This window comes from Haliea atlantica, assembly GCF_054779855.1.
Genome location: NZ_BAAGXL010000019.1, coordinates 186,005 through 212,861, shown reverse-complemented (window position 1 = coordinate 212,861; position 26,857 = coordinate 186,005). Strand labels below are relative to the sequence as shown.

The following is a 26,857-nucleotide window of genomic DNA, read 5'->3' as shown; positions in this document are numbered from 1 at the left end:
GCTTCTCCCGGTACCTAGTCGGTATTACGCAGGCGTGACAGCAGCTGGTTGAGATCCGCGGCCTTGGGTTTGACCAGCCAGAACTTGCCCAGGTGGTCCTCGAAGTTCTCGAACAGTTCGCTTCCCCAGGCGGAGCCGGTCTCCCGGGCATGCTCCCGCAGGATGCTGCGCAGGAGGGAGCGGTAGGCCTCCATGTGCTCGCCGCTGACGCGGTGGATTTCCACCAGTTCGCTGTTGTAGCGGTCGATGAAACCGCGATCCTGGTCCAGCACAAAGGCAAAACCGCCGGTCATGCCCGCGCCGAAGTTGACCCCGGTCGGGCCGAGTACAGTGACAGTCCCGCCGGTCATGTACTCACAGCAGTGATCGCCTGCACCCTCGACTACGGCGTGGGCGCCGCTGTTGCGCACGGCAAAACGCTCGCCGGCCACACCGGCGGCGTAGAGGTAGCCCCCGGTGGCGCCATAGAGGCAGGTGTTGCCGATGATCACGGTATCCTGGGAGCGGAAGCTGGATTCCCGCGGCGGGTAGACCACCAGCTTGCCACCGGCCATGCCCTTGCCCACGTAGTCGTTGGAATCACCTTCCAGGTACATGTGCAGGCCGCCAGCATTCCACACCCCGAAGCTCTGGCCCGCGGTGCCCTTGAGGCGCAGCACCACCGGGTTGCTCTCCATGCCCATGTTGCCGTGCCGCCGGGCAATCTCCCCGGACAGGCGCGCCCCCAGGGAGCGGTCGCAGTTGGTGACCTGGAATTCGAACTCGCCACCCTGGCCCGACTCGATCGCCGGCAGCGCCGCCTCGAGAATGGCCTGGGCCTTCTCGGCGCGGTCGAAGGGCGGGTTCGCTGCCACCTGGCAGAAACGCGGCTCGCCCTCGGCCTCCGGATCCTGGTAGAGGATCGGGGACAGGTCCAGCCGGGCCTGCTTGGCGGTATCGCCCGGCAGACGCTCGAGCAGGTCGGTGCGCCCGATCAGTTCCTCCAGGGAGGACACGCCCAGCTTCGCCAGCCACTCGCGCACCTCGCGGCCGATGAAGGTGAAGAAGTTCACCACCATCTCCACGGTGCCGTTGAAGTGGTCGTCCCGCAGACGCTGGTTCTGCGTGGCGACACCCGTCGCACAGTTGTTCAGGTGGCAGATGCGCAGATATTTGCAGCCCAGGGCAACCATGGGTGCGGTACCGAAACCGAAGCTCTCGGCACCGAGAATCGCCGCCTTGACCACGTCGAGACCGGTCTTCAGGCCACCGTCGGTCTGCAGACGGATCATGCCTCGCAGGCCGTTGCCGCGCAGGGTCTGCTGCACTTCCACCAGGCCCAGCTCCCAGGGCGAACCGGCGTAGCGGATCGAGGTCAGGGGACTGGCAGCGGTGCCGCCGTCGTAGCCACTGATTGTGATCAGGTCGGCGTAGGCCTTGGCCACACCCGCGGCGATGGTGCCGACACCCGGCTCGGACACCAGCTTCACCGACACCAGGGCCTCGGGATTGACCTGCTTGAGGTCGAAGATCAGCTGGGCCAGGTCCTCGATGGAGTAGATATCGTGGTGTGGCGGCGGCGAAATCAGGGTCACGCCGGGCACCGAGTAGCGCAGGCGCGCGATCAGCTCGTTGACCTTGCCTCCGGGCAGCTGGCCGCCTTCGCCGGGCTTGGCCCCCTGGGCCACCTTGATCTGCAGCACCTCGGCATTCACCAGGTACTCGGGGGTGACGCCGAAGCGGCCGGAGGCAATCTGCTTGATCTTGGAGCTGCGCTCGGTGCCGTAGCGGGCCGGGTCTTCACCGCCCTCACCGGAATTGGAGCGCGCGCCCATGCGGTTCATCGCCGCCGCCAGGGCCTCGTGGGCCTCCGGACTCAGGGCCCCCAGGGACATGCCGGCGGAGTCGAAGCGCGGCAGGATCTTCTCCAGCGGCTCGACATCGTCCAGCGACAAGGGCTGCGCCGCAAGTTTCGGCTGCAACAGGTCGCGAATCGTGGCTACGGGGCGCTCGTTGACCAGCTGGGCATAACGCTGGTAGGTGGCGTAATCGCCACTGGCCACCGCCTGTTGCAGGGTGGTCACCACGTCCGGGTTGAAGGCGTGGTATTCCTGACCGTGCACATACTTGAGCAGGCCACCCAGCTGCAGCGGCTTGCGCGAGATCCAGGCACGGCGCGCCAGTGCTTTCTGGTCGGCCTCCAGCTCCTCGAAACCGGCACCCTCGATGCGCGAGGCGACGCCGCAGAAAGCCAGATCGACCACTTCCCGGGCCAGGCCCACTGCCTCGAAGAGCTGGGCGCCGCGGTAGGAGCTGACCGACGAGATGCCCATCTTGGACATGATCTTGAGCAGACCCTTGTTGATGCCCTTGCGATAGTTCTTGTAGCAATAACCCGGCTCACCCAGCAGCTCGCCGTCGCGAATCAGATCCTCGAGCACGCTGTAGGCGAGGTAGGGATAAACCGCCGTGGCACCAAAGCCCAGCAGACAGGCAATCTGGTGGGAGTCCCGGGCGCTGCCGGTCTCGATCACCAGGTTGGCGTCGCAGCGCAGACCCTGGCGAATCAGGTGGTGGTGCACCGCGCCGGTAGCCAGCAGGCTGTGGATCGGCAGCCGGCCCGGCTCGATCTTGCGGTCCGAGAGCACCAGGATGGTCGCGCCACCGCGCACCGCGTCCTCCGCGGTCTTGACCAGGGCCTTCAGGGCGCTGTGCAGATCCGTCTGCTCGGCATCGTAGGTGCCGTCGATATCCGCGACCTCGAAGCCTGGACGATCCAGGCCGAGCATGGTGTTGAACTTACCCTGGGAGAGCACCGGGGAGGTCAGGATCACCCGGTTGGCATGCTCGGGCCCCTCGTAAAAGACATTTTTCTCGGCCCCGAGGTCGGTTTCCAGGGACATGACCACCGCTTCCCGCAGCGGGTCGATCGGCGGGTTGGTCACCTGGGCGAACTTCTGCCGGAAATAGTCGTAGAGCGGGCGCTCGTGACGCGAGAGCACCGCCATCGGGGTGTCGTCCCCCATGGAGCCGACGGCCTCGTTGCCGGACTCCGCCAGCGGGCGCAGCACCTGGTCGCGCTCTTCGAAGGTGACCTGGAAGTGTTTCTGGTAAGCCGGCAGCTGCTCGGCGTCGATACCCGGCGCCTGTTCGGTGGCGAAGGAACCCTCAATGCGCATGGCATTTTCCTTCAGCCAGCGCTTGTAGGGGTGGCGCGACTTCAGGCGCTCATCGATGTCGGCTGTCTCCAGCATTTCACCGGTCTGGGTATCCACCATGAGGATCTGGCCGGGGCCGACGCGACCCTTGGCAATCACGTCCTCGGTGCGATAGCCGTGGGTACCGACTTCGGAGGCCAGGGTAATAAAGCCGTCGCGGGTCTTCACCCAGCGGGCGGGGCGCAGACCGTTGCGGTCGAGCAGACAGACGGCATAGCGACCGTCGGTCAACACGATACCCGCGGGGCCGTCCCAGGGCTCCATATGCATGGAGTGGTATTCGTAGAAGGCGCGCAGGTCCGGGTCCATGTGCTCCATGTTGTGCCAGGCCGGCGGAATCAGCATGCGCAGGGCACGCGGCATGTCCACACCACCGGTGAGCAACAGGTCGAGCATGTTGTCCAGGCTGGAGGAGTCGGAACCGGTACGGTTCACCACCGGCGCGATGTCGGCGATATTGGGCAGCCGATCCGTCTCGAACAGCGCGGAGCGGGCCTCCGCCCAGTTGCGGTTGCCTTCGATGGTATTGATCTCGCCATTGTGGGCGAGCATGCGGAAAGGCTGGGCCAGGGGCCAACGCGGCATGGTGTTGGTGGAAAAGCGCTGGTGGAAGACACAGATGGCGGTTTCCAGGCGCGAGTCGTCGAGGTCGCGGTAGAAGCGCGGCAGGTCCACCGGCATGACCAGGCCTTTGTAGGCAATCACCCGGCCGGAGAGGCTGCAGATATAGAAATCCGGATCGTTGTCGATCGCCTTTTCCGCCTTGCGGCGCGCCACGAACAGACGGGTAGCCAGCTCGTCGGCCGTCAGCCCGGGGGCGTCGACAAAGACCTGTTCGATCCGCGGCAGGCAGGCCAGGGCAATTTCACCGCAGACGCTGCTGTCGGTGGGCACTTCCCGCCAACCCAGCACACTGAGCCCCTGGTCGCTCAAGGCCGACTGCACGGCATCCCGGGCAGCTCCGGCGAGGCCGGCGTCCTGGCTGAAGAACACCTGACCGACGGCGTACTGCTCGGACAGCGTCGCGTCAAAGTGCTCCCGCGCCAGCTCCCGAACAAACTGTTCGGGCATTTGCATCAACAGCCCGCAGCCATCCCCGGTGCGTCCATCCGCGGCGATGCCGCCGCGGTGGGTCATACAGGTCAGGGACTCAATAGCGGTCTGCAGCAAACGGTGGCTGGCCTCACCGGCGCTGTGGACGATAAGGCCAAAGCCACAATTGTCACGAAACTCTTCAGGGCGATACAGACCTGCTGCACTCATACTCGATCCAGAATGGCTGGTAAAAACAGACACGTGCTCCGAGCGCCACCCGGCGCGCTTACGCAGTGCACGGATTCAAAGGGGCAGCCATTCTACACAGCGCTCAGGACTTGACAAACACGGCGAGCGCTCTTATTTGGTGCGAATACAGCTTTATTCTGGTGCATAACGCCCTATATTGGGGCGCAAGATCACCTGGATGGGGCACCCCGCTCCGCGGTTTGCAGCAAAGTTTCCAGCTCCGCAGCAGAGACATCGTCGACGATGCAGGCCTCGCCGATGGCGCGCAACAATACCAGCCGCAGGCGACCATCGATCACCTTCTTGTCCCGCGCCATGAGCTTCGCGAAATCCCCCGGGGCCATGTCCTCGGGGATGCCGGTGGGCAGGCCCGCACCCTGCAGCAAGCCCTGCAGCTCCGACACTGCCGCCGACTCCAGCCAGCCGCGCTGGACGGAGAGGCGCAGGGCCAGGAGCATGCCGGAGGCGACCGCCTCGCCGTGCAGCCACTGACCATAGCCCTGGTGCGTCTCGATGGCGTGACCAAAGGTGTGACCGAGGTTGAGAATGGCGCGCAAGCCACCTTCCCGCTCATCGGCGGCCACGACATCCGCCTTCAGGGCACAACTGCGCTCGATGGCCTCCGCCAGGGCGCTCTCTTCGCGGGCAGCCAGTCGCTCCCGGGCGGTCTGCAGCCAGGCGTAGAACCCGCTGTCGCGAATCAGCCCATATTTAATGACTTCCGCCATCCCCGCCGCGAACTCCCGGGGCGGCAGTGTATGCAGAGTATTCAGATCGATATACACCGCCCGCGGCTGGTGGAAGGCACCGATCATGTTCTTGCCCAGGGCGTGGTTGACGCCGGTCTTGCCCCCCACCGACGAGTCGACCTGGGAGAGCAGGGTCGTCGGCACCTGGAGGAAATCCACCCCACGCTGGTAACAGGCCGCGGCAAAACCGGTCATGTCCCCGACCACGCCGCCGCCCAGTGCGATCAGAGTCGTCGTGCGATTGTGACCCTCGGCGAGCAAGCGATCAAAGATCGTTTCCAGAACAGCGAGTGTCTTGTGCGCCTCGCCGTCTGGCAACACGATCTCGGTGACCTTGTCGCGGGACCCCAAGGCGCGCCGCAGCCGTTCCATATAGAGGGGAGCCACGGTGGCATTACTGACCACGGCAACCTGCCGCCCGGCGATATGGCGATTCAGCAATTCGCCATCGGATAGCAAGTCCCGGCCGATGTAGATGGGATAGCTGCGTTCACCCAGCTCGACGTGCAGGGTGTGCATGACAACGGACACGGCTGACTCCAGACAAGGGAAAAGCCGTCATTCTAGCGGCTGGCGCCAGGACTGTCTTTAGCCCAGCACCGCTTGCAGCCGCTGGGCGACGGTGCGCGGCGAACAGCCGTCGGTGTCGATGACGTGATCGGCAATTTCGCGGTACAGCGGATCGCGCAGGGCCATCAGTTCGGCCAGGACGGTCTCCGGCTTCGCCGCTCGCAGCAGCGGACGCTTGCGATCGCGCGCAGTGCGCCGCAACTGCTCGCGCACGGTGGCATGCAGGTAGATGACGAAGCCGCGCTCGGCCAGGTGCGCCCGGTTGCTCGGGCGCATGACGACACCGCCCCCGGTGGCGAGCACGATATCGTTGAGCTGGGTCATGTCGGCGACCACCTGCTCTTCCCGGTCGCGAAAGCCCTGCTCGCCCTCCATGTCAAAAATCCACGGGATATCGGCGCCGGTACGGCGCTCAATCTCGCTGTCGGTGTCGGCAAAGGCCAGCCCCAGGTGACGGGCGAGCAACTTGCCAATGGTGGTCTTGCCGGCCCCCATGGGGCCGACCAGATAAATGCGACTGGGTGCGGACATCAGACTACAGCACACCCCTAGTCGAGAAGGGAGTCGGCCAGGATGCGCGGCGTGATGAAGATCAGCGTTTCCGTCTTGGTCCGGGAGTTGCTCTCGTTCCGGAACAGGCGCCCGACATAGGGAATGTCGCCGAAGAAGGGCACCTTGGTCACCGACTGGATGTCTTCCGTGCGGAATACACCGCCCAGCACCACGGTTTCGCCGTTGCCCACCAGCACCTGCGTGGTCAGCTCAGTGGTGTCGATGGAGGGAATGAAGCCCCCCTGGCCACTCGGCACCAGTTCACCCACCGAGTCCTGGGTAACCACCAGGTCGAGCAGAATCCGGTCATCGGGCGTGATGTTGGGAGTGACATCCAGCTGCAGGACGGCTTCCTTGAAGGAGGTGGTGTTCTGCCCACTGAGCGAACCCTCCTGGTAGGGCACTTCGGTACCCGATTTCACCGTGGCCTTCTGCTTGTCCCCGGTTATCACCTTCGGCTGGGACACCACTTCGCCCTTGCCCGCCGCTTCCAGTGCAGACAGTTCAGCGGTGAGGAACAGGTCTTCGCTGGTGAAACCCACCGCGAAGCCCCCCGCGGCGCCCGACACCCCGAGGTCCACCAGCAACGCGCCCGGGTAATTGACACTGCCCGGCGTGCCGTCGATCACCGACTGATTCAGATTGGTGACGTTCTCGGTATCCCCGGAGATGGTCACCGCATTGCCGTTGACATCGGAGTCGACGAAGCCGCCGCCCCATTCAATACCCAGCTCCTTCTCCAGGTCGGACTGCGCGATCACGATCCGCGCCTCGATCATCACCTGGCGGATAGGCGTATCCACCAGATCGATCAGCTCGCGGATTTCCGCCAGCTTGGCGGCGGTTTCCGTGACGATCAGGGAGTTGGTGCGCGGGTCGACAATCACCGAACCGCGGGAGGAGATCAGGGAGCCGCCCTCTTCGGAGCCGGCCTTGAACAGGTTGACCACATTCGCCGCGCTGGCGTAGCGGATGCGGATGAATTCCGTCTGCAGGGGCGCCAGCTCGGCGATCTGCTTGTTGGCCTCGATCTGCTGGCGCTCGCGCTCGGCGATCTCCGCCGCGGGCGCCACCATCAGAACGTTGCCCACCTGGCGCTTGTCCAGACCCTTGGTGCGCAGCACCAGGTCCAGGGCCTGATCCCAGGGCACATTCTGCAGGCGCAGGGTAATGCGGCCGGAGACCGTATCGCTGGCCACCAGGTTCAACTCGGTGAAGTCGGCGATCAGCTGCAGCACCGCGCGCACTTCAATGTCCTGGAAGTTCAGGGAGATGCGCTCGCCGACGTAGGTGAATTCGTCGCGACGCTCCTCGGCCTCCTTCTTGCTCAGGGGCTTGACCGAGATGACGTATTCCTTGTCCATCTGGTAGGCCAGGTAGTCGAACTCTCCGCTGGTGTTCAGGGTCAGGGTGGTGCCCCGCTCGCTGGTATTGACGTCGATACTCGAGACCGGCGTGGCGAAGTCGGTGACATCGTAGCGGCGCAGCAGCCGCTCCGGCACCGTGGTATCGATAAACTGTACCTTGATGTCGCCGCGCTCACTGAACACGGTGACATCCACCGAGGGGTCTTCCAGCTGCAGGGTCAGGCGCCCTTCACCCTCTGGTGTGCGCTGGAACTGCAGGTCCTCGATACTGGAACGGTCGCGACTGACCCGCTCCGTCGCGGATATCAAACGGTTGGGGTCGCTGGAGGGTTTGACGTAATCACCGCTTTCTTCCTGACCGACCACCAGGTACAGGCTGTTGCCCTCCACGCGGGTGTCATAGGGAACCAGCTTGACCAGGTTGACCACCATGCGGGTGCGATCGCCCGACTCCAGCACCACCACCCCGGTGGCGTTGCCGTAGGGGAGGGAGTAACTCTTGCGCTCCAGGGCGCTGCGCGCACCGGGAAAATCCAGGGCTATGCGGGCAGGCTTCTCAATGGTGTAGGACTGCGGCTCCGGCACCGCCCCATCAAAGTCCAGACGCACCTCAAACTTGCTGCCGGGTCGTGAAGCAAACTCGATATTGGTCACCGTCGACGCCGCCTGCACGGCCTGGGCCAGAAACAGTCCCGCCAGCAGCACCAGACTTGCCCGCAGGGCGCCCACAGCGCCGCTGCCGCCACCTCGGTAATTTTCCATGACTGTCATCCTGCCCATGCCTGCACCCATACCCCGCGTCAGATGCCGCTCAATTCAATCGTTCTGGGCCGCTCGACCCAGCCGTCTTCCGTGCCATCACTGACAATTTCCACCACCGAGACATAGGTCTCTGACAGCTCGACCACCTTGCCGTGATTGCGACCCAGGTAGTTGCCCAGGGTCACGCGGTGAACGCCGCCCTGGGGGTCCCGAACCAGGGCCCATTGTGTCCCTCCGCGCTCCAGCGTACCCACCATGGCCAGCGAGTCGAAGGTGAACTGCTCGAGAAACTCCTTCGGCCGGCTTTCATCAGGTTTCACCGCACTGATGGCTTTCAGCTGGGTCACATCGCGCACCTCGACCGGCCGGTCAAAGGGACTGCGCAGGGCCATGGCGCTGTAGGCAAAGGGGTCGTAAGCCTGAAACGTGGGAATCGGCGCGATGATCCCGCCGGGGCGCGAGCGCTTTTCATCCATGAAGGCGTCGAGATCGGAAAAGTCCTCGCTGCCACAGCCGGCGAGCAGCGAAGCCGCGAGAAACACTGTCAGCAGTCGCAAGTCCATCAGCCCTCCCCGTCCTTGTAGCGATAGGTCTTCGCGACAATGCTCAGGTTGAGCGCGGTGGTATCACTGGATCGCGCGTTGATCGAGAAATCGTGGAGGGTAACGATGCGCGGCAGCCCCGCCAACCCGCTGATGAAAGCGCCCAGGTCGTGGTAGGAGCCGGTGGCCGTGATTGCGATCGGCAACTCGACGTAGAACTCCTTGGCCTGCTCCGCCTGCAGATTGATGCTGTTGATCTCGAGGCCGTTGCTGAGCCCCTTGTTGGTAATGTCCTCCAGCAGGCCGGGCACTTCCGTGTCGCTGGGCAGCTGGCTCACCAGGGCGCCAAAGGACTCCTCCATTTCCACCATCTGCTGCTTGTAGGCTTCCAGGTTGGCCGCCTCGAAGGCTTTCTTCTCGAATTCCTGTCGCAGCTTGTTCTCTTCGGACTGCACGCGCCCGAGCTGGGCCTGCAGGTCCTTGACGTGATAGTAGTAGCCGCCCACCAGCACCAGCGCCAACAGCAGCACGCACAGGATCGCCTTGATGCCGGCAGGCCAGGAGCCAATGTTCTCGAAATCGATGTCGTTGACGTCGAATTCACGCAGGGTGCGGAGTGTGTCTTCCCAGGCCATGGCCTACTCCTCCTCACCGCTGTCGGGCAGCTGGATTTTCACCTTCAGGTTGAAGGTCGTGGCCTGGTCGCCGTACTGGGTCGCGGCACGCACGGAGTCCAGGTTGGGCTGCTTGAACCAGTCGGAGGCGTCGAGACGCCGCATCAGGCTCGACACCCGGTTGTTGGATTCGGCCACCCCAACAATGCTGATATCGTTGCCCCGGGCCTGCACGCTGGTATAGAACACCCCGTCGGGGACCGTCCGCACCAACTGGTCCAGTACCCGCACAATGATCGGCCGGTTGCCCTGCAACTCCTGGATGACCCGCATCCGGTCCAGCAACTGGTTGCGCCGGCGCTGCAGGTCCTTGATTTCAGCCACCTGGCGATCCAGCATCTTGATGTTGTCCCGCAGGTACTGGTTGCGGGCCTGCTGGTGCTCGATCTGCCCGTTGACGACGCGGTCGGCGAGCACCAGCAGCAGGACACCAAACAGTGCAACCACTGCGAGCAGGATAAAAAACTCCTTCTTGCGCTCTGCGCGTCGCTCCTCGCGCCAGGGTAGCAGGTTAATCTGGGCCATCAGTCAAAACTCCGCAGGGCCAGACCACAGGCAATCATCATCGCCGGCGCGTCGGCTGCCAGCGCCACCGCGTTGACGCGAGAGGAGATGCTCATGTCGGCAAAGGGATTGGCCACCGCGGTGGGGGTACCCAGCTTGTCCTGGACCAGCTCGGCCAGCCCGTCCATGGAGGACACACCGCCGGCCATGATGATGTAGTCGACATCGTTGAACTGGCTGGACGAAAAGAAAAACTGCAGAGAGCGGGCCACCTGCTGCACAACCGCCTCGCGGAAGGGCTCCAGCACCTCCGGCTCGTAGTCATCGGGCAGGCCGCCCTGTTTCTTTGCGAGGCCGGCTTCTTCCAGGGGGAGCCCGTAGCGGCGCATGATCTCATCCGTCAGCTGCTTGCCGCCGAACAACTGCTCGCGGGTATAGATCGTCTGCCCGTTGTTGAGCACCGACAGGGTGGTCATGGTGGCACCGATATCGACAATCGCCACCAGGCTGTCCAGATCCAGGTCCAGCTGCTTGCGAATCAGACCGAAGGAGCGCTCCATGGCATAGGCTTCGACATCCATGATCCTGGCATTGAGGTCGGCGCCCTCGATGGCGTCCAGGCGAGCATCGATGGTCTCCCGCCGACAAGCGGCGAGCAGCACTTCGACCTGATTGGCGTGCTCGGGGGAGGGGCCCTGAACCTCGAAGTCGATTGCCACCTCATCCAGTGGGTAGGGGATATACTGGTCCGCCTCGAGGGTCAGCTGGATCTCCATGTCATCGTCGCTGAGCCCGGCGGGCATATCGATGATCTTGGTAATTACGGAAGAGCCGGCGACAGCAGCGGCAACGGTTTTCAGCTTGGTGCGGGACTGGGCGACGATGGCGCGGATGGCGTTGGAAACAGCCTCGATGTCGTTGACATTCTTTTCGATGACCGCATCCACGGGAAGGGAGGTCACGGCGTAACTTTCCACCCGATAACGCCCCCCGGACTGGCTCAACTCCAGCAGCTTCACGGTCGTGGAACTGATGTCCAGCCCCAGTACCGGCGGCGTTCGCCTCTTCCCGATTATCCCCAACAAGGTAATTTCCTATGCTTTGCGAGTACTTAGACTCTTTTTATGCACCGGCACATTAACTGCACGATAAAGCATAGCCAAGTGTGCAATCAATAGCCAAAATGCACATATAATTACCACTTCCCCGTGCTGCAGCCCCCTGTCTACGGTTACAGTAATACAACTCACTCCATTGTAAAGGATTAAATGCGCCTCCTGAGCCTCGCCCTCCGCGCCGCCCTGCTGGGTACCCTCGGGTCCATCTGGCTGCTGGCCGGGGTCTACCTCTACTTCGGGCCCGACCTGCCGGACGCCCACAGCCTGCGCGACGTCAGACTCCAGACCCCCATGCAGGTCTTTACCCGCGACGGCCATCTGATCGGCCAGTTCGGCGAGCAGAAGCGCAACCCGCTGCCCTTCGAGGCCATTCCGCCTACCTTTATCGAGGCCCTGCTGGCCGCCGAGGATGACCGCTTCTTCGAGCACCGCGGCGTGGACCTGGCGGGGCTGCTGCGCGCGGTCTCGGAGCTGTTGCTGACCGGTGAAAAAGGCTCCGGCGGCAGCACGCTGACCATGCAGGTCGCGCGCAACTACTTCCTCAGCCTGGAGCGCACCTTCACGCGCAAATTCCGGGAGATCCTGCTGGCCATCGAGATCGAGCGCGCGTTGACCAAGGAGGAAATCTTCGAGCTCTACTTCAACCGGGTCTTCCTCGGCCACCGCGCCTACGGCTTCGAGGCGGCCGCTCAGGTCTATTACGGGCGCAGCATCAATGACCTCAGCGTGGCCCAGCAGGCGATGCTTGCCGGCATCCCCAAGGCGCCCTCGCGCAACAACCCCATCAGCGGTCCCGAAGGTGCCCGCGAGCGGCGCGACTGGATCCTCGGACGCATGCTGAACCTGGGCTACATCGACCGCGATACCTGGCGACTGGCGACCGCGGAGCCAGTCAGCGCCAGCCACCACGAGGCCCAGCTCAGCTTCAGCGCCCACTACGCCGCCGAGATGGCCCGCCAGGAGATGCTCGACCGCTACGGCATGGCCGCCTACAGCGACGGCCTGAAGGTCTACACCACGGTCGACAGCCGCTGGCAGCAAGCCGCACGGGAGGCACTGATCCAGGGCCTTGTCACCTACGACCAACGCCACGGCTACCGCGGCCCGGAGCAGCAACTGCCCCCGGGGCCCGAGGAAACACCCGAGGCTCTGCGCGAGCGCTGGCTGGCGGCACTCAAGGAAACACCGACCATCGCCGGCATGGCGCCCGCCGTGGTCACCGCGGTCGGCGACCGGGAGCAGGGCGTCGAGCTGCTGCTCGACGCGGACCAAATGGCCCTCCTGGCCTGGGAGCGCGGCCTGCGCCAGGCCAGCCCCTACCTGAACGAGAATGCCGTGGGCCGGGCACCGGAGTCCCCGGCGGATGTGGTCAGTGTGGGCGACCTGGTGCGTGTTCGCGCCCACCCGGAGGGCGGCTTTGCGCTCGCCCAGGTGCCAGAGGTACAGGGCGCACTGGTCTCTCTGGACCCCGATAACGGGGCCATTCGGGCCATCGTGGGCGGGATGGGCTTCGAGCACAGCAAGTTCAACCGCGCCACCCAGGCGCGCCGGCAGCCCGGGTCCGCCTTCAAGCCCTTCGTCTACGGCGCCGCACTGCACGCCGGCTACACTGCCGCAAGCATCATCAATGACGCCCCGATCGTGCTCGAAGACAGCTCCCTCGAGGACATCTGGCGGCCGGAAAATGACAGCGGACGCTTCTACGGACCCACGCGATTGCGCTGGGCGCTGACCAAATCGCGCAATCTGGTTTCGATCCGCCTGCTGCAGCAGATGGGCGTCGGTACGCTGATCGACTACCTGGCCCAACTGGGCTTCGAGACCCGCGATTTCACCCGCGACCTGTCCCTGGCCCTGGGCACCCAGGTGATGACGCCCCTCGAGCTGGCGACCGGCTATGCGGTGCTGGCGAACGGCGGCTATGCCGTCGAGCCCTGGCTGGTGGAACGGGTAGAGGACACTGCCGGCAAGGTGCTCTACCAGGCCAGCCCGGCGACTGTGTGCCGGGCCTGCGAAGATACGGGGGCAGAAACGCCGGCCCGGCGCGAACTGAGCATGGACGAAATCCTCGCCCGCGATGGCGAGCCGGAACGGCCGACGGCACCCCGGGTCATGGACGAGCGCGACAACTTCATTCTCACCAGCATGCTGCAGGACGTCATCCAGCGCGGCACCGGGCGCCGGGCCCTCGCCCTCGGCCGGGATGATCTGGCAGGCAAGACCGGCACCACCAATGGTCCCATGGATGCCTGGTTCTCCGGCTATAACCCGGACATCGTGACCACCGCCTGGGTCGGCTTCGACAACTACACCCCGCTGGGCCGCCGGGAGTTCGGTGGCACCGCCGCCCTGCCGATCTGGATCGATTTCATGCGGGTGGCACTGGAAGCGTCGGCCGAGCGCAGCCGCCCCATGCCACCCGGCGTGGTCAATGTCCGCATTGACCCCGACACCGGGCACCTGGCGCGACCCGGCCAGCCCGATGCCATCTTTGAATATTTCCGGGAGGACCGCCTGCCGCCCTCAGGCGAGCGCGGCGACGGCAACAGCGCCCCCAACGGCGAGGAGCTGCTGCGGGAGATTTTCTGAGGGAGGGGGCGCGGCGCGCCCCGATGGTGTGCGTCTTCAGCCCGGAACGGTGGGGCTGTAGTCTGCCGGGAGGGGAATCCGTGCCACGCCACTTTCCACGGCGGCGCGAGCCACGGCCGGGGCAATGCGGTGCAACAGGCGCGGGTCCATCGGTTTCGGAATGATGTAGTTGGGCCCGAAGCTGAGAGACTCGACCCCGCAGGCCTTGAGCACCGACTCGGGAACCGCTTCCCGCGCCAGCCCGGCCAGGGCGTGTACCGCCGCCACTTTCATGTCCTCGTTGATCGCTCGGGCACGGACATCCAGGGCACCCCGGAAGATGAAGGGGAAGCCGAGGACGTTGTTGACCTGGTTGGGATAATCCGAGCGGCCGGTCGCAATGATCAGGTCGTCGCGCACGCTCATTGCCAGCTCGGGACGGATTTCCGGGTCCGGATTGGAACAGGCAAAGACCACCGGGCGATCGGCCATGGACAGGAGCATCTCGGTGCTCATGAGGTCGGCGCCGGAGAGACCGACAAAAACGTCGGCGCCACGCAGGGCGTCGCTGAGACTGCGCTTCTGGGTATGGTTGGCGAACTCCTGCTTGTAGGCATTCACCCCCTCGCGGCCGGCGTAAATCACCCCGCGCCGGTCCAGCATGTAGATATTTTCTCTGCGCGCGCCCAGGCTGATCAGCAGGCGCATGCAGGCTATCGCCGCCGCACCGGCGCCGAGGCAGGTAATGATGGCATCCTCGAGGCGCTTGCCCTGGACTTCCAGCGCATTGATCATGCCCGCCGCGGTGACGATCGCAGTACCGTGCTGGTCGTCGTGGAAAATCGGGATATTGCAGCGCTCGACCAGGGCCGCCTCGATCTCGAAGCACTCCGGGGCCTTGATGTCCTCCAGGTTGATGCCACCAAAGGTGTCGGCGATATTGGCGACAGTCTCGATGAAGGACTCGCTGTCCTCGGTAGCAACCTCGATATCCACCGAATTGATCCCGGCGAAGCGCTTGAACAGCAGCGCCTTGCCCTCCATCACCGGCTTGCTCGCCAGCGACCCCAGGTTGCCCAGGCCCAGTACGGCGGTACCGTTGGAGATGACGGCCACCAGGTTGCCCTTGCCGGTGTAGCGGTAAGCGTCCGCGGGGTCCTCGGCGATCCGGCGGCAGGGTTCGGCCACCCCGGGACTGTAGGCGAGCGCCAGATGGGCCTGTGTCTCGGCCGGCTTGGTGAGCTCAACGCTGATCTTGCCGGGAATGGGCTCCGCGTGATAGTCCAGCGCGGCCTGTCTGAAGTCCTGGGTCATAGATTCACTTGCACTGCACGGGGGTAGTTATAAAAGGCATCCGAGCATATAGAAAAGCCCGAGGGGGGACAAGCCGGCACGCCCACTTCCGGCGCGGCCAGGTGACAATGCGAGAAAACAAAAACGCCGGCCCTCTTTCGAGGGCCGGCGTTTCGCGAAGACTTGCTGCGCGCCCGCTATCAGTTCGAGCGGGTGGCACCCCGTGCACCGAAGCGCTTCTTGAAGCGATCGACGCGACCGCCGCTGTCAACGATCTTCTGCTTGCCGGTAAAGAAGGGGTGGCAGGCGGAACACACGTCGATGTGGAAGTTTTCGCACACGGTGGAGCGGGTCTCGATGGTGTTGCCACAACTGCAGGTGGCAGTCACCGTCTCGTACTTGGGGTGAATTTCAGCTTTCATCTCGGGACTCCTGTTGGTGGTGCCGCCACCCGGTCACCGCCGGGCACCGCACCGAGGCGGAAAAATAGGCGCGCATATTACCAGATGGGCACAGGGACGCAAGCATTAGTGGGCTCTGCCGCCAACGGGTCGCCATGCAGTCCGCAGCCCGCTAGCAAGGATTTGCTAGACTGCGCGACTTTCCAGGCCAAATCACTCCCAAGGAGCCGGGCTGCATGAGCATACTCCGCGTGGCGGTGCCCGCACCACTGCGCCAGTTGTTTGACTACCTCCCCCCCGAGGGCACAGACACCCGCCAGATCGCCGGGCTGCGCCCCGGCGTGCGGGTGCGGGTGCCCTTCGGGCGCCGCGAGCTCACCGGCATCCTGACGGCGGTGGTTGAAGAAAGCGACTCGCCACCGGGCGCCCTCCGCGCCGCCCTCGAGGTGCTCGACCGGGAGCCCCTGCTGAATGCCGCCGCGCTCTCCCTCGGCCTGTGGGCCGCCCGCTACTATCACCACCCCCCGGGCGAAGTCCTCGCCCTGGCGCTGCCCCCCGGCCTGCGTGAAGGCGGCCAGCCACAGCCGCCGGGAACACCGGCCTGGCGCCTGACCACCCGCGGCAAGGGCCTGCCCGCCGACGCCCTGTCCCGGTCTCCACGCCAGGCCCAGGCCCTTGGCCTGCTGCAGGCCGAGGAAGCCGTCAGCGCGGCCCGGCTCAAAGCCGAGGGCATTTCGCCCGCGATCCTGCGCAACCTGGCCGACAAGCAGCTGGCGGAACGCTGCACCCTGCCCCCCGTGGAGGCCGCACCCGCCCCCGCAGCCAAAGGCCTGGCCCTGAACCCCGACCAGCAACAGGCATTCGACCAAGTGCTCTCCGAGTGGGGAAACTTTGCCTGCCACCTGCTGGAGGGGGTCACCGGCAGCGGCAAGACCGAAGTCTACCTGCAGCTGATCGCCCACTGCCTGGCACAGGGGCACCAGGCGCTGGTACTGATACCGGAAATCGGCCTGACCCCGCAGACCCTGCAGCGCTTCGAACAGCGCTTCGGCAGCGGCATCGCGGTCCTGCATTCCGGCCTCGCCGCCGGGGAGCGCCTGGCCGCCTGGGACGCCGCACGCACGGGGCGGGCCAGGATCGTGATCGGCACGCGTTCGGCGGTCTTCACGCCACTGCGCGAGCCAGGTCTGATCATCGTCGACGAGGAGCATGACAGCGCCTTCAAGCAGCAGGACGGCTTCCGCTACTCGGCGCGGGACATTGCGGTCAAGCGCGCCCAGGACGCCCGCTGCTGCGTGGTGCTGGGCAGTGCCACCCCGTCGCTGGAGACCTTGCACAACGCCCTTGAAGGACGCTACCACCACCAGCAACTGCCAGCCCGTGCGGGGGCCGGGACCGCGCCCTCGATTGCCACCATCGACGTGCGCTGCCAGCCCCTGGACGGCGGCCTCTCGCCCCCCCTGGTGGCTGCCATGACCGACTGCCTGAGCAGCGGCGGCCAGGTGCTGCTGTTTCTCAACCGGCGCGGCTATGCGCCCACCCTGCAGTGCCACGATTGCGGCTGGATGGCCCAGTGCGGGGCCTGCGACGCCAGGCTGACCGTGCACCGGCGACAGCGGCGCCTGCGCTGCCACCACTGCGGTGCCACCGCCCCCCTGGCCCGGTCGTGCCCGGAGTGCAGCAGTGCGCGACTGCTGACCAACGGCCTGGGCACCGAACAGGCCGAGGACAGCCTGCACCGCCAGTTCGCCTCGTGGCCCATACACCGCGTGGACAGCGACTCCATGCAGGGTCGCGACGCCATGCAGCAACTGGTCACGCGCCTGCACACGGGCGAGCCCTGCATCCTGATCGGCACCCAGATGCTGACCAAGGGCCACCACTTTCCGGAGGTCGGCCTGGTCGCGGTGATCGACGCCGACGCCCTGCTGTTCAGCCCCGACTTCCGCGGCGAGGAACGCATGGCGCAGCTGCTCACCCAGGTGGCCGGCCGCGCCGGGCGCGCAGACCGGCCCGGGCGTGTGTTATTGCAGACCCACTACCCCGACCACCCGGCCATGCGCGCCATGCTGGAGCAGAGTTACGGCGAGCAGGCCCGTCGCCTGCTGCGGCAGCGCCAGGAGCAGGGGCTGCCGCCCTGGAGCCAGATGCTGATGCTGCGCAGCGACTGCGCCGATCCCCGCGCCGGCGAACAGTTCCTGGCCCGGCTGCGCCGCGAGGTGGAGCCCCGCCTGCCGCCTGGCTGCAAGCTGATCGGCCCGCTACCCGCGCCACTGCAGCGGCGCGCCGGCAAATTCCGCCACCAGCTGCTGCTGAATGCCCCGGACCGGCGCAGCGCGCAGTACGCCGCCAGCCAGATGGTCGCCGCGGCCGAGTCCCTGCCGGGCCGCGGCGGTCTGAGCTGGTCGATCGACATTGACCCGCTGGACCTGAACTGACGGGGCAGCGTCGACCCGCACTGGCCATCGCCACCCCGAACGGGGATAATGCGCGCCTGCTTCAACCCACCACAGGACCAGGTACCCCGGGCCCATGAAGGAACAGCTTTCCGCGATCATCCAGCAGGCTCTCGACCAGCTCGTCGAGGCCGGCACCCTGCCCGCCGATCACGCCGCCAGCTACACGATTGAGCGCACCCGGGATCCGGCACACGGCGACCTGGCAAGCAACGTGGCTCTGGTGCTGGCCAAGGTCGCGCGCAGGAAGCCGCGGGAACTGGCCGAGCAGATCCGCGACGCGCTGCCGGATTCGTCGGTGGTCAGCCAGGTGGAAATTGCCGGGCCCGGCTTCCTCAACTTTTTCCTCTCCGACGACAGCAGTCAGGCCGTGGTCCGGCGGGTACTGGAGGAGGGCAAGCGCTTTGGCTGTTCCAGCCAGGGCCAGGGACGCCGGGTACAGGTGGAATTCGTCTCCGCCAATCCCACTGGCCCGCTGCACGTGGGCCACGGCCGCGGCGCCGCTGTGGGCGACAGCCTGTGCCGCCTGCTCGCGGCAACCGGCTGGAATGTCCACAGTGAGTTTTACTACAACGACGCCGGCGCCCAGATCACCAACCTGGCGCTATCGGTACAGGCCCGCTGCCGGGGCCTCGGTCCCGAGGATCCCGCCTGGCCGCAGGACGGCTACCGCGGGGAGTACATCCGCGACGTGGCCAGCGCCTATCTGGCCGGCGAGACCATCGACGCGGAGGACCGCCACGTCACCGGTCAGGGTGACCCCGAGGACCTGGAGGCCATCCGCGAGTTTGCCGTGGCCTACCTGCGGCGCGAGCAGGACCTGGACCTGAAAGCCTTCGGCGTGCACTTTGACGAGTACTTCCTGGAATCCGCTCTCTACGAATCCGGCGAAGTGGAAGCCACTGTCGAGCGTCTGGTCGCCGGCGGCCATACCTATGAAGAGGACGGCGCCCTGTGGTTGCGTACCACGGCCTTTGGCGATGACAAGGACCGGGTGATGCGCAAGTCGGAGGGCGGCTATACGTATTTCCTGCCCGATGTCGCCTACCACCTGAACAAGTGGCAGCGCGGCTTCGAGCGCGTGATCAACGAGCAGGGCGCCGATCACCACAGCACCGTCACCCGGGTGCGCGCGGGCCTGCAGGCCCTCGAGGCCGGCATTCCGGAGGGCTGGCCCGACTACGTGCTGCACCAGATGGTGACAGTCATGCGGGATGGCGCCGAAGTGAAGCTGTCCAAACGCGCCGGCAGCTACGTCACCCTGCGCGACCTGATCGACGAGGTGGGCCGGGATGCCACCCGCTACTTCCTGGTGGCGCGGGCACCCACATCCCAGCTCACCTTCGATATCGATCTGGCCCTGTCCCAGAGCAACGACAACCCGGTCTACTACATCCAGTATGCCCATGCCCGCGGCTGCTCCATGCTGCGCAAACTGGCGGAACAGGGCGAGGAATGGCAAACGACCCAGGGCCTGGAGAGCCTGGACAGGTTGCAGGAAGAGCACGAGCGGGCGCTGCTCAAGCGCCTGGACCAGTACCCCGAGGTGGTCGCCAGCGCGGCGCAGGCCTGCGAGCCCCACAGCGTGGCCAACTACCTGCGTGAACTGGCCGGCGAGTTCCACACCTGGTACAACGCCCACAAGGTCCTGGTCGAAGACCGCCCGCTGCGCGACGCGCGCCTGGCCCTCAGCGAAGCCGTGCGCCAGGTCATCGCCAACGGCCTCGAACTGCTCGGGGTTTCCGCCCCGGACAGCATGTAGTCCATGGCGCGGACGCCCAGCAGCAACAATCGCCGGGGAGCCGTGCGCAAGCGGCCCACAAGCGGCAACTCTGGCAGCGACCGACTCAGCCCCTGGCGCTGGTACGGCGCCGGCGTACTGACCGGGGTTTTCCTCAGCCTGCTGCTCTACCTGGGCGCCCTGCCTCCGGCGACCCCGCCCGCGGTGGAGCCCGAGGCCGCGGGCAAAGCCGACAAGAATCCCGCCCCGAGCCGTCCGCGCTTTGATTTCTACACCGTGCTGCCCGAACAGACCATCGACGTCGAGGTCGAACCGGCCACGGTCAGCCAGCCCCGGGAAAGCACCGCGCCGGCAACCTGGCTGCTGCAGGCCGGCTCCTTCCGTCAACGGGAGGATGCCGACCGCCGGCGCGCCGAACTGCTTTTACTGGGCCTGGAGCCCCGGGTCGAGGAGAGCCCAGACAGCGGCACCGGGCGCTGGTTTCGCGTCTACCTCGGCCCCTTCGACTCACGCAGCGAAGTCTCCCGCGTACGCGGGCTCACCGCCGGGCAGGATATCGACACCCTGCTGCTGAAACGCGGTCAGCCCTGAGCCGCCAGCAGCGCTTGAAATCGCGCTGGCGCACCCCATATCCCCCGTAAAGGAGTCCTTTATTGTGGAACAATTCCGCGGAACAACCATTCTCTCGGTACGCCGGGGCAACAGCGTGGTCATCGGTGGCGATGGCCAGGTATCCATGGGCAACACGGTCATGAAGGGTAACGCCCGCAAGGTGCGTCGCCTGCACAAGGACCAGGTCATCGCCGGCTTTGCCGGCGGCACCGCCGACGCCTTCACGCTGTTCGAACTGTTCGAGGCGCAGCTGGACAAGCACCAGGGGCACCTCGTGCGCGCCGCGGTAGAGCTCGCCAAGGCCTGGCGTACCGAGCGCAGCCTGCGCCAGCTGGAGGCCCTGCTGGCCGTGGCCGACAAGCAGACCTCCCTGATCATCACCGGCAACGGCGATGTCATCGAGCCCGAGGACAACCTGATCGCGATCGGTTCCGGCGGCCCCTACGCCCAGTCGGCGGCGCGCGCCCTGCTCGACAACACCGACCTGGACGCCCGCAGCATCGTCGAGAAAGGCCTGTCCATCGCCGGCGACATCTGCATCTACACCAACCATCACCACACTATCGAACAACTCGACTACCAGGCCTGACCATGTCCGACATGACCCCCCGCGAGATCGTCCACGAGCTGGACAAGCACATCATCGGGCAGCAGGAGGCCAAGCGTGCGGTCGCCATTGCCCTGCGCAACCGCTGGCGCCGCATGCAGCTGCGCGATGCCCTGCGCGCCGAAATCACCCCCAAGAACATCCTCATGATCGGGCCCACCGGGGTGGGCAAGACCGAGATCGCCCGACGCCTGGCCAAGCTGGCCAATGCGCCCTTCGTCAAGGTGGAGGCGACCAAGTTCACCGAAGTGGGCTACGTGGGCCGGGATGTCGAGTCGATCGTCCGCGACCTTGCCGACGTCGCCATCAAGCTCTACCGCGAACAGGAGATGGAGCGGGTACGCTACCGGGCAGAAGAGGCCGCCGAGGAGCGTCTGCTGGACATCCTGCTGCCTCCGGCCCGGGACAGCGAGCGCGGCGAAAGCGGCGCCGGCACCCGGCAGCTGCTGCGCAAGAAGCTGCGCGAGGGCGAACTGGATGACAAGGAAATCGAGGTGGAACTGGCCAACGCCTCACCCAGCATGGAAATCATGGCGCCCCCGGGTATGGAGGAGATGACCAACCAGCTGCAGAGCATGTTCTCCAACCTCTCCCGCCAGCAGCGCAAGACCCAGCGCATGCCGGTGAAAGCGGCCTTCAAGGCCCTGCGCGACGAGGAGGCGGCCAAACTGGTCAACGAGGACGAGCTCAAGCAGAAGGCCATCCGCGAGGCCGAACAGAACGGTATCGTCTTCATCGACGAGATCGACAAAGTCGCCAAACGCAGCGAGGGGGCCGGTGCAGACGTGTCACGGGAAGGGGTGCAGCGCGACCTGCTGCCGCTGATCGAGGGCTCCACTGTGACCACCAAGCACGGCACCATTCGCACCGACCACATCCTGTTCATCGCCTCGGGGGCTTTCCACCTGTCCAAGCCCTCGGACCTGATTCCCGAGCTGCAGGGCCGCCTGCCCATCCGGGTCGAGCTGGAAGCCCTCACGCCGGAAGATTTCGAGCGCATTCTCACGGAACCGGACGCCTCCCTGACCGAGCAGTACCAGGCCCTGCTGGCGACCGAGGGCCTGAAGGTGGAGTTCACCCCCGAGGGCATCCGCCAGATTGCCGAAACCGCCTGGGAGGTCAACGAGAAGACCGAGAACATCGGCGCCCGGCGCCTGCACACCGTGATGGAGCGCCTGCTCGAAGAAGCCTCTTTCAGCGCCGCCGACGCCGGCCTGCAGGACAGCACCCTGCGCATCGACGCCGACTATGTCGACAGTCAGCTCAAGGCCCTGTCCCAGGACGAAGACCTGTCGCGCTTCATTCTCTGACCGGGAGGTCGACCATGGCTGAACAGAGCGCAGCGCCCACCGGGGTTCACCTGCACCGCAAGTCCCGGCTCCTGGAACTGACCTGGGAAGACGGTTCGCGCTACCAGCTGCCCTGCGAGTACCTGCGGGTCTACTCCCCCTCGGCGGAGGTCAAGGGGCACGGACCGGGCCAGGAAGTGCTGCAGACCGGCAAGCTGAACGTGGCCATCACCGACATCAAGCCGGTGGGGCACTACGCGCTGCAGCTGGTCTTCGATGACGGCCACGACACCGGCCTGTATGGCTGGGACTACCTGCGACAACTGTGCCAGGAACAGGAGCAGCGCTGGGACGACTACCTGCGCCGGCTGCACGAGGCCGGCGCCAGCCGCGACCCCCAGGTGCAGGTGGTCAAATTCCAGCCCTGACCGGGGCCGTTCATCGCGCTACAATAGGCGGTCAGTCCAGCACGGCGGAGGCCGCATGAGCGACAAGCGCACCACCCACTTCGGCTATCGCGAAGTCGAGTCCGAGGCCAAGGCCGGCCTGGTGGCCAACGTGTTCCACTCCGTGGCGGCACGCTACGACCTCATGAACGATCTCATGTCCGGGGGCGTCCACCGCCTGTGGAAACGCTTCACCATCGAGTTGTCCGGCGTTCGCCCGGGCCACCGGGTACTCGACATCGCCGGCGGCACCGGTGACCTGGCGTCGAAATTCTCCCGCCTGGTCGGGGAGACCGGCAGCGTGGTCCTGGCGGACATCAACGAGTCCATGCTCCGGGTGGGCCGCGACAAGCTGATCGACCACGGGGTGCAGGGCAACCTGGAATACGTTCAGGCCGACGCCCAGGCGCTGCCCTTTCCCGACGACCATTTCGACTGTGTCAGCATTGCCTTCGGCCTGCGCAACGTCACCGACAAGGACCAGGCCCTGCGCGAAATGCTGCGGGTACTGCGGCCCGGGGGCCGCCTGCTGGTGCTGGAGTTTTCCAAGCCGGGCAACGAACTGCTGGGCAAGGCCTACGACCAGTACTCCTTCCGCGTACTCCCGCTGATGGGCAAGCTGGTGGCCGGGGACAGCGACAGCTACCAGTACCTGGCGGAATCCATCCGCATGCATCCCGACCAGGAAACCCTGCTCGGGATGCTGGAAGATGCCGGCTTCGTCAACTGCGAATACCATAACCTCACCGGGGGCGTGGTGGCCCTCCACCGGGGCTTCAAGGCCTGACCGTGAGTCAACTCGACCCCACCCTGGTGACCGCGGTGCTGGCCGGCCTCGAGCGCGCGGTCAATGCCGCCCTCGACCTCGACCCAGGGGCCGGCAAAGCCCTGGCCGGGCTGGAAGGCAAGTGCTTCGCGCTGGCCTGCACGGCACCCGCCGTCAGTGTCTATCTGCTGCCGGGCCGGGACGGTCTGAGCTTGCGCGGCTGGTACGATGGCCCGGTCACGACGCGGGTGCGCGGGGCCGCCTCGGATTTCGCCGAGCTGGCGAGCGCCGACGACCCCGCCGCGACCCTGATCAACGGCAGCCTGCAGCTCGAGGGGGACAGCGGCGCCCTGATCCAGCTGCAGCAAATCATCGCCGGGCTGGAGCTGGACTGGGAGGCCCCGCTGGTCGAGGTCCTGGGCGATGTCGCGGGCCACCAGCTGGCCGTGTTCCTGCGCGCCAGCTTCAGCACCGGCCGCGAAGCCTCCCTCAGCCTGCGGCGACAGCTCGAGGAATACCTCCACGAGGAGGGACGTCTGGCGCCCTCGCGACAGGAAGTCGAGGATTTCTACCGCGACCTGCAGGCCCTGCAGCAACGGGTGGAACGCCTGCAGTCGCGGCTGGGCCGCCTGCGCCGCCGCACCCAGCAAGGCAAGCATTCGTGATCCGCGCCCGGCGCCTGCTGCGCATCCTGCGGGTCGCCATGACCCACCGGCTGGATACCTTCCTGGATACGGCGAGCCTGCCGCTCGGGGCCCGGCTGGGACTGCGCGCCCTGGGGCTGGGTGGCAGCACCGACACACCCCGCGGGGAGCGCCTGCGCCAGGCGCTGGAAGACCTGGGCCCGGTTTTCATCAAGTTCGGCCAGCTGCTGTCCACCCGCCGCGACCTCTTGCCGCCGGACATCGCCGACAGCCTCGCCCACCTGCAGGACCGCGTGGCGCCCTTCGATGAGAGCCGCGCCGCCGCGTTGATCGAGACTGCGCTCGAGGCGCCGCTGGCGCAGGTCTTCGCCGAATTCGAGAACCGGCCACTGGCCTCCGCCTCGGTGGCCCAGGTGCACGGCGCTGTGCTGCATGACGGCAGCCGGGTGGTGGTCAAGGTCCTGCGCCCGGATATCGAAGCCGTGATTCGCCAGGACATTGGCCTGCTCTACCTGATCGCCCGCCTGGTGCGGCGCTACCTGTCCGACGGCCGCCGCCTGCGCCCAGTGGAAGTGGTGGCCGACTACGAACAGACCATCCTCGACGAGCTGGACCTGCGCCGCGAGGCGGCCAATGCCTCGCAGCTGCGGCGCAATTTCGCCGACAGCCCGCTGGTCCACGTGCCCCAGGTGTACTGGGATTACACCCGCTCCAACGTCATGGTCAGCGAGCGCATTTCAGGTATCCCGGTGACCGATATCCCCGCCCTGCGCGCCGCGGGCACGGATCTCAAGCTGCTCGCCGAGCGCGGTGTGGAAATTTTCTTCACCCAGGTCTTCCGCGACAACTTCTTCCACGCCGACATGCACCCGGGCAATATCTTTGTCGACGCCAGCGATCCGGCCGATCCGCGCTACATCGCGGTGGACTGTGCCATTGTCGGCAGCCTGAGCGACGCCGACCAGTACTACCTGGCCCGCAATCTGCTGGCGGTCTTCCACCGCGATTACCGGCTGGTGGCCGAGCTGCATGTGGAGTGTGGCTGGGTCGCGCCGGAAACCCGGGTGCAGGATTTCGAGTCGGCCATGCGCGCGGTCTGCGAGCCGGTGTTCGAGCGCCCCCTCAGTGATATCTCCTTCGGCCAGCTGCTGATCTACCTCTTCGATACCGCCCGCCGCTTCGACATGGAGGTACAACCCTCGCTGGTCCTGCTGCAGAAGACCCTGCTCAACATCGAGGGCCTGGGGCGCGAGCTCTACCCCCAGCTCAACCTCTGGGATACCGCGCAGCCCTATCTCGAGGAGTGGATGCGCGAGCGCTATTCACCGCAGCAGGTGGCCCGCCGCCTGCTGCGGCAACTGCCCTCCTGGCTGGAACAGTTGCCCCGGGTGCCCGACGCGATACTGGACAGCCTGCAGCAGGCCGCGCATGCGCCCGTGGCCAGCGCCAACCCACGGCGACAGCTTGTCCCGGCAGGCCCCTCGCTCAGCGAGCGCCGCCGCCGTTTTCTCGCGGTCCTCGCCCTGTTGCTGGCCATGTTTCCGCTGCTGGCAGAGCCACAGGTCCTGGGGCGCCTGCCCTGGTGGAGCTGGCTGTCCCTGGCAGCCGGGCTCGCCCTGCTGTGGCCCCGGGCGCGGCCGGTGCCCGAGGACCGCGGCAGCGCGAGATAGGCCAGAAGCCGCCGCTGTGCGATAATCCAGACCATGAAACCATCACCGAACCCACTGCTGGACGCCGTCACCTGGAATGACCAGGGTCTGGTCGCGACCATTGCCCAGGACTGGCAAAGCGGTCAGGTGCTGATGCTGGCCTGGATGAACCCGGAATCTCTCGCCCTCACCCTGGCGGAAGGCCGCGCCGTGTACTGGTCGCGCTCGCGCCAGGCCCTGTGGCGCAAGGGGGAAAGCTCCGGCAACGTGCAACGCCTTCACGAGCTTCAACTGGACTGCGATGGCGATACACTCTTGCTAAAGGTGGAGCAGATCGGCGGCATTGCCTGCCATACCGGGCGCCAGCACTGTTTCTACCGGCGCTGGCAGGACGGCGACTGGCAGATCACCGAGCCGGTCATCAAATCGCCGGAAGCGCTGTACGGATCCAGTCAATGAACGATATTCTGCAACATCTCGACGCCATACTCGCCCAGCGCAAGACGGCAGCTGCGGACAGTTCCTACGTCTCGAGCCTGCATCACAAGGGCCTCAACAAGATCCTCGAGAAGGTTGGGGAAGAGGCCACCGAAGTGATCCTGGCCGCCAAGGACGCGGCTGCCAGCGGCGATCGCGAGGCCCTGGTGGGCGAAGTGGCCGACCTGTGGTTCCACACCCTGGTGATGCTGTCCCACCTCGACAGTGACGCCGCGGCAGTTCTCGGCTGCCTGGAACAGCGCATGGGCATATCGGGCCTGGAGGAAAAAGCCTCCCGGCAACAGCATTCCTGAACGGAGATCGACATGGGCATCGGCGGTATCAGTATCTGGCAGCTTCTCATCATCCTGGCCATCGTGGTCATGCTCTTCGGCACCAAGCGCTTGCGCGGCCTCGGCAGCGACCTGGGGAGCGCCATCAAGGGCTTTCGCAAGAGCATGCAGGACGACGGTGACGCCCCGGAAAAGGAAAAGGACGAGGCGGGAGACACCGCACCCGGCCAGCGCAGCGAACAGGCGGATGACGCCAGCAACGGGAGCCACCCCAAACCCTAGGCCTCCCGAACCGG

Annotated in this window: 23 protein-coding genes; 13 read left to right on the top strand and 10 right to left on the bottom strand. The window is 65.8% G+C overall.

The window, feature by feature from the left end:
* Nucleotides 1-14: 14 nt before the first annotated feature.
* The 8 genes from gltB to ACYVGS_RS12680 all read right to left on the bottom strand — a co-directional run bounded on the left by gltB (nt 15) and on the right by ACYVGS_RS12680 (nt 11,283).
* Nucleotides 15-4,460 (bottom strand): glutamate synthase large subunit, encoded by a 4,446-nt coding sequence (gene gltB / locus ACYVGS_RS12715; RefSeq protein ID WP_460589067.1) that lies wholly within the window; start codon nt 4,458-4,460, stop codon nt 15-17.
* 191 nt (nt 4,461-4,651) lie between these two features.
* Complete coding sequence (aroB, locus tag ACYVGS_RS12710; protein WP_460589261.1) at nt 4,652-5,749, bottom strand: 3-dehydroquinate synthase; 1,098 nt, start codon at nt 5,747-5,749, stop codon at nt 4,652-4,654.
* Between the two features lie 69 nt (nt 5,750-5,818).
* Nucleotides 5,819-6,331, bottom strand: a complete 513-nt coding sequence (aroK, locus tag ACYVGS_RS12705; RefSeq protein ID WP_460589066.1) for a shikimate kinase — start codon at nt 6,329-6,331, stop codon at nt 5,819-5,821.
* Between the two features lie 17 nt (nt 6,332-6,348).
* A complete protein-coding gene (pilQ, locus tag ACYVGS_RS12700) occupies nt 6,349-8,481 on the bottom strand; it encodes a type IV pilus secretin PilQ (protein WP_460589065.1) in 2,133 nt (710 codons plus the stop codon).
* Nucleotides 8,482-8,519: 38 nt separating this feature from the next.
* Nucleotides 8,520-9,044: a pilus assembly protein PilP gene (locus ACYVGS_RS12695; RefSeq protein WP_460589064.1), complete on the bottom strand. Its 525-nt coding sequence runs from the start codon at nt 9,042-9,044 to the stop codon at nt 8,520-8,522.
* Nucleotides 9,044-9,658 carry a type IV pilus inner membrane component PilO gene (locus ACYVGS_RS12690; RefSeq protein ID WP_460589063.1) on the bottom strand — a complete coding sequence of 205 codons (615 nt, stop codon included), beginning with the start codon at nt 9,656-9,658 and terminating at the stop codon, nt 9,044-9,046. The genes ACYVGS_RS12695 and ACYVGS_RS12690 overlap by 1 nt, the downstream gene beginning before the upstream one ends.
* 3 nt (nt 9,659-9,661) lie before the next feature.
* Nucleotides 9,662-10,222, bottom strand: a complete 561-nt coding sequence (locus tag ACYVGS_RS12685) for a PilN domain-containing protein (RefSeq protein WP_460589062.1) — start codon at nt 10,220-10,222, stop codon at nt 9,662-9,664.
* The gene (locus tag ACYVGS_RS12680) at nt 10,222-11,283 is read right to left on the bottom strand and encodes a pilus assembly protein PilM (RefSeq protein ID WP_460589260.1); all 1,062 of its coding nucleotides are present in this window, start codon (nt 11,281-11,283) and stop codon (nt 10,222-10,224) included. Before ACYVGS_RS12680 ends, ACYVGS_RS12685 begins: the two co-directional genes overlap by 1 nt.
* A 186-nt stretch (nt 11,284-11,469) precedes the next feature.
* On the opposite strand from ACYVGS_RS12680, the gene ACYVGS_RS12675 reads away from it, so the two are divergent.
* Nucleotides 11,470-13,908, top strand: a complete 2,439-nt coding sequence (locus ACYVGS_RS12675) for a penicillin-binding protein 1A (RefSeq protein ID WP_460589060.1) — start codon at nt 11,470-11,472, stop codon at nt 13,906-13,908.
* A 36-nt stretch (nt 13,909-13,944) separates the two neighbouring features.
* Here the strand turns inward: ACYVGS_RS12675 and ACYVGS_RS12670 are convergent, their stop codons facing one another.
* Together ACYVGS_RS12670 and rpmE are read right to left on the bottom strand one after the other, a co-directional pair.
* Nucleotides 13,945-15,201 (bottom strand): malic enzyme family protein, encoded by a 1,257-nt coding sequence (locus tag ACYVGS_RS12670; RefSeq protein ID WP_460589059.1) that lies wholly within the window; start codon nt 15,199-15,201, stop codon nt 13,945-13,947.
* 179 nt (nt 15,202-15,380) lie between these two features.
* Complete coding sequence (rpmE, locus tag ACYVGS_RS12665) at nt 15,381-15,602, bottom strand: 50S ribosomal protein L31 (protein ID WP_460589058.1); 222 nt, start codon at nt 15,600-15,602, stop codon at nt 15,381-15,383.
* 215 nt (nt 15,603-15,817) lie between these two features.
* Here rpmE and ACYVGS_RS12660 point away from each other — a divergent pair, with 215 nt between their 5' ends.
* The 12 genes from ACYVGS_RS12660 (at nt 15,818) to tatA (ending at nt 26,843) form a co-directional block, all read left to right on the top strand.
* A complete protein-coding gene (locus ACYVGS_RS12660) occupies nt 15,818-18,019 on the top strand; it encodes a primosomal protein N' (RefSeq protein ID WP_460589057.1) in 2,202 nt (733 codons plus the stop codon).
* A gap of 94 nt (nt 18,020-18,113) precedes the next feature.
* Nucleotides 18,114-19,799: an arginine--tRNA ligase gene (argS, locus tag ACYVGS_RS12655; protein WP_460589056.1), complete on the top strand. Its 1,686-nt coding sequence runs from the start codon at nt 18,114-18,116 to the stop codon at nt 19,797-19,799.
* Nucleotides 19,800-19,802: 3 nt separating this feature from the next.
* A complete protein-coding gene (locus ACYVGS_RS12650; RefSeq protein WP_460589055.1) occupies nt 19,803-20,369 on the top strand; it encodes an SPOR domain-containing protein in 567 nt (188 codons plus the stop codon).
* Nucleotides 20,370-20,433: 64 nt separating this feature from the next.
* The gene (hslV, locus tag ACYVGS_RS12645) at nt 20,434-20,979 is read left to right on the top strand and encodes an ATP-dependent protease subunit HslV (protein ID WP_460589054.1); all 546 of its coding nucleotides are present in this window, start codon (nt 20,434-20,436) and stop codon (nt 20,977-20,979) included.
* 2 nt (nt 20,980-20,981) lie between these two features.
* A complete protein-coding gene (hslU, locus tag ACYVGS_RS12640; RefSeq protein ID WP_460589053.1) occupies nt 20,982-22,307 on the top strand; it encodes an ATP-dependent protease ATPase subunit HslU in 1,326 nt (441 codons plus the stop codon).
* A gap of 14 nt (nt 22,308-22,321) precedes the next feature.
* The gene (locus ACYVGS_RS12635; RefSeq protein ID WP_460589052.1) at nt 22,322-22,714 is read left to right on the top strand and encodes a gamma-butyrobetaine hydroxylase family protein; all 393 of its coding nucleotides are present in this window, start codon (nt 22,322-22,324) and stop codon (nt 22,712-22,714) included.
* 55 nt (nt 22,715-22,769) lie between these two features.
* On the top strand, nt 22,770-23,519 hold the full coding sequence (gene ubiE, locus ACYVGS_RS12630; protein ID WP_460589051.1) for a class I SAM-dependent methyltransferase: 750 nt from the start codon (nt 22,770-22,772) through the stop codon (nt 23,517-23,519).
* A 2-nt stretch (nt 23,520-23,521) separates the two neighbouring features.
* The gene (locus ACYVGS_RS12625) at nt 23,522-24,163 is read left to right on the top strand and encodes a ubiquinone biosynthesis accessory factor UbiJ (protein WP_460589050.1); all 642 of its coding nucleotides are present in this window, start codon (nt 23,522-23,524) and stop codon (nt 24,161-24,163) included.
* Nucleotides 24,160-25,812 carry a protein kinase family protein gene (gene ubiB / locus ACYVGS_RS12620; RefSeq protein ID WP_460589049.1) on the top strand — a complete coding sequence of 551 codons (1,653 nt, stop codon included), beginning with the start codon at nt 24,160-24,162 and terminating at the stop codon, nt 25,810-25,812. Before ACYVGS_RS12625 ends, ubiB begins: the two co-directional genes overlap by 4 nt.
* Nucleotides 25,813-25,845: 33 nt before the next feature.
* The gene (hisI, locus tag ACYVGS_RS12615; RefSeq protein WP_460589048.1) at nt 25,846-26,250 is read left to right on the top strand and encodes a phosphoribosyl-AMP cyclohydrolase; all 405 of its coding nucleotides are present in this window, start codon (nt 25,846-25,848) and stop codon (nt 26,248-26,250) included.
* On the top strand, nt 26,247-26,582 hold the full coding sequence (locus ACYVGS_RS12610) for a phosphoribosyl-ATP pyrophosphatase (protein WP_460589047.1): 336 nt from the start codon (nt 26,247-26,249) through the stop codon (nt 26,580-26,582). Before hisI ends, ACYVGS_RS12610 begins: the two co-directional genes overlap by 4 nt.
* Before the next feature lie 12 nt (nt 26,583-26,594).
* The gene (gene tatA, locus ACYVGS_RS12605; RefSeq protein ID WP_460589046.1) at nt 26,595-26,843 is read left to right on the top strand and encodes a Sec-independent protein translocase family protein; all 249 of its coding nucleotides are present in this window, start codon (nt 26,595-26,597) and stop codon (nt 26,841-26,843) included.
* Nucleotides 26,844-26,857 lie beyond the last annotated feature (14 nt).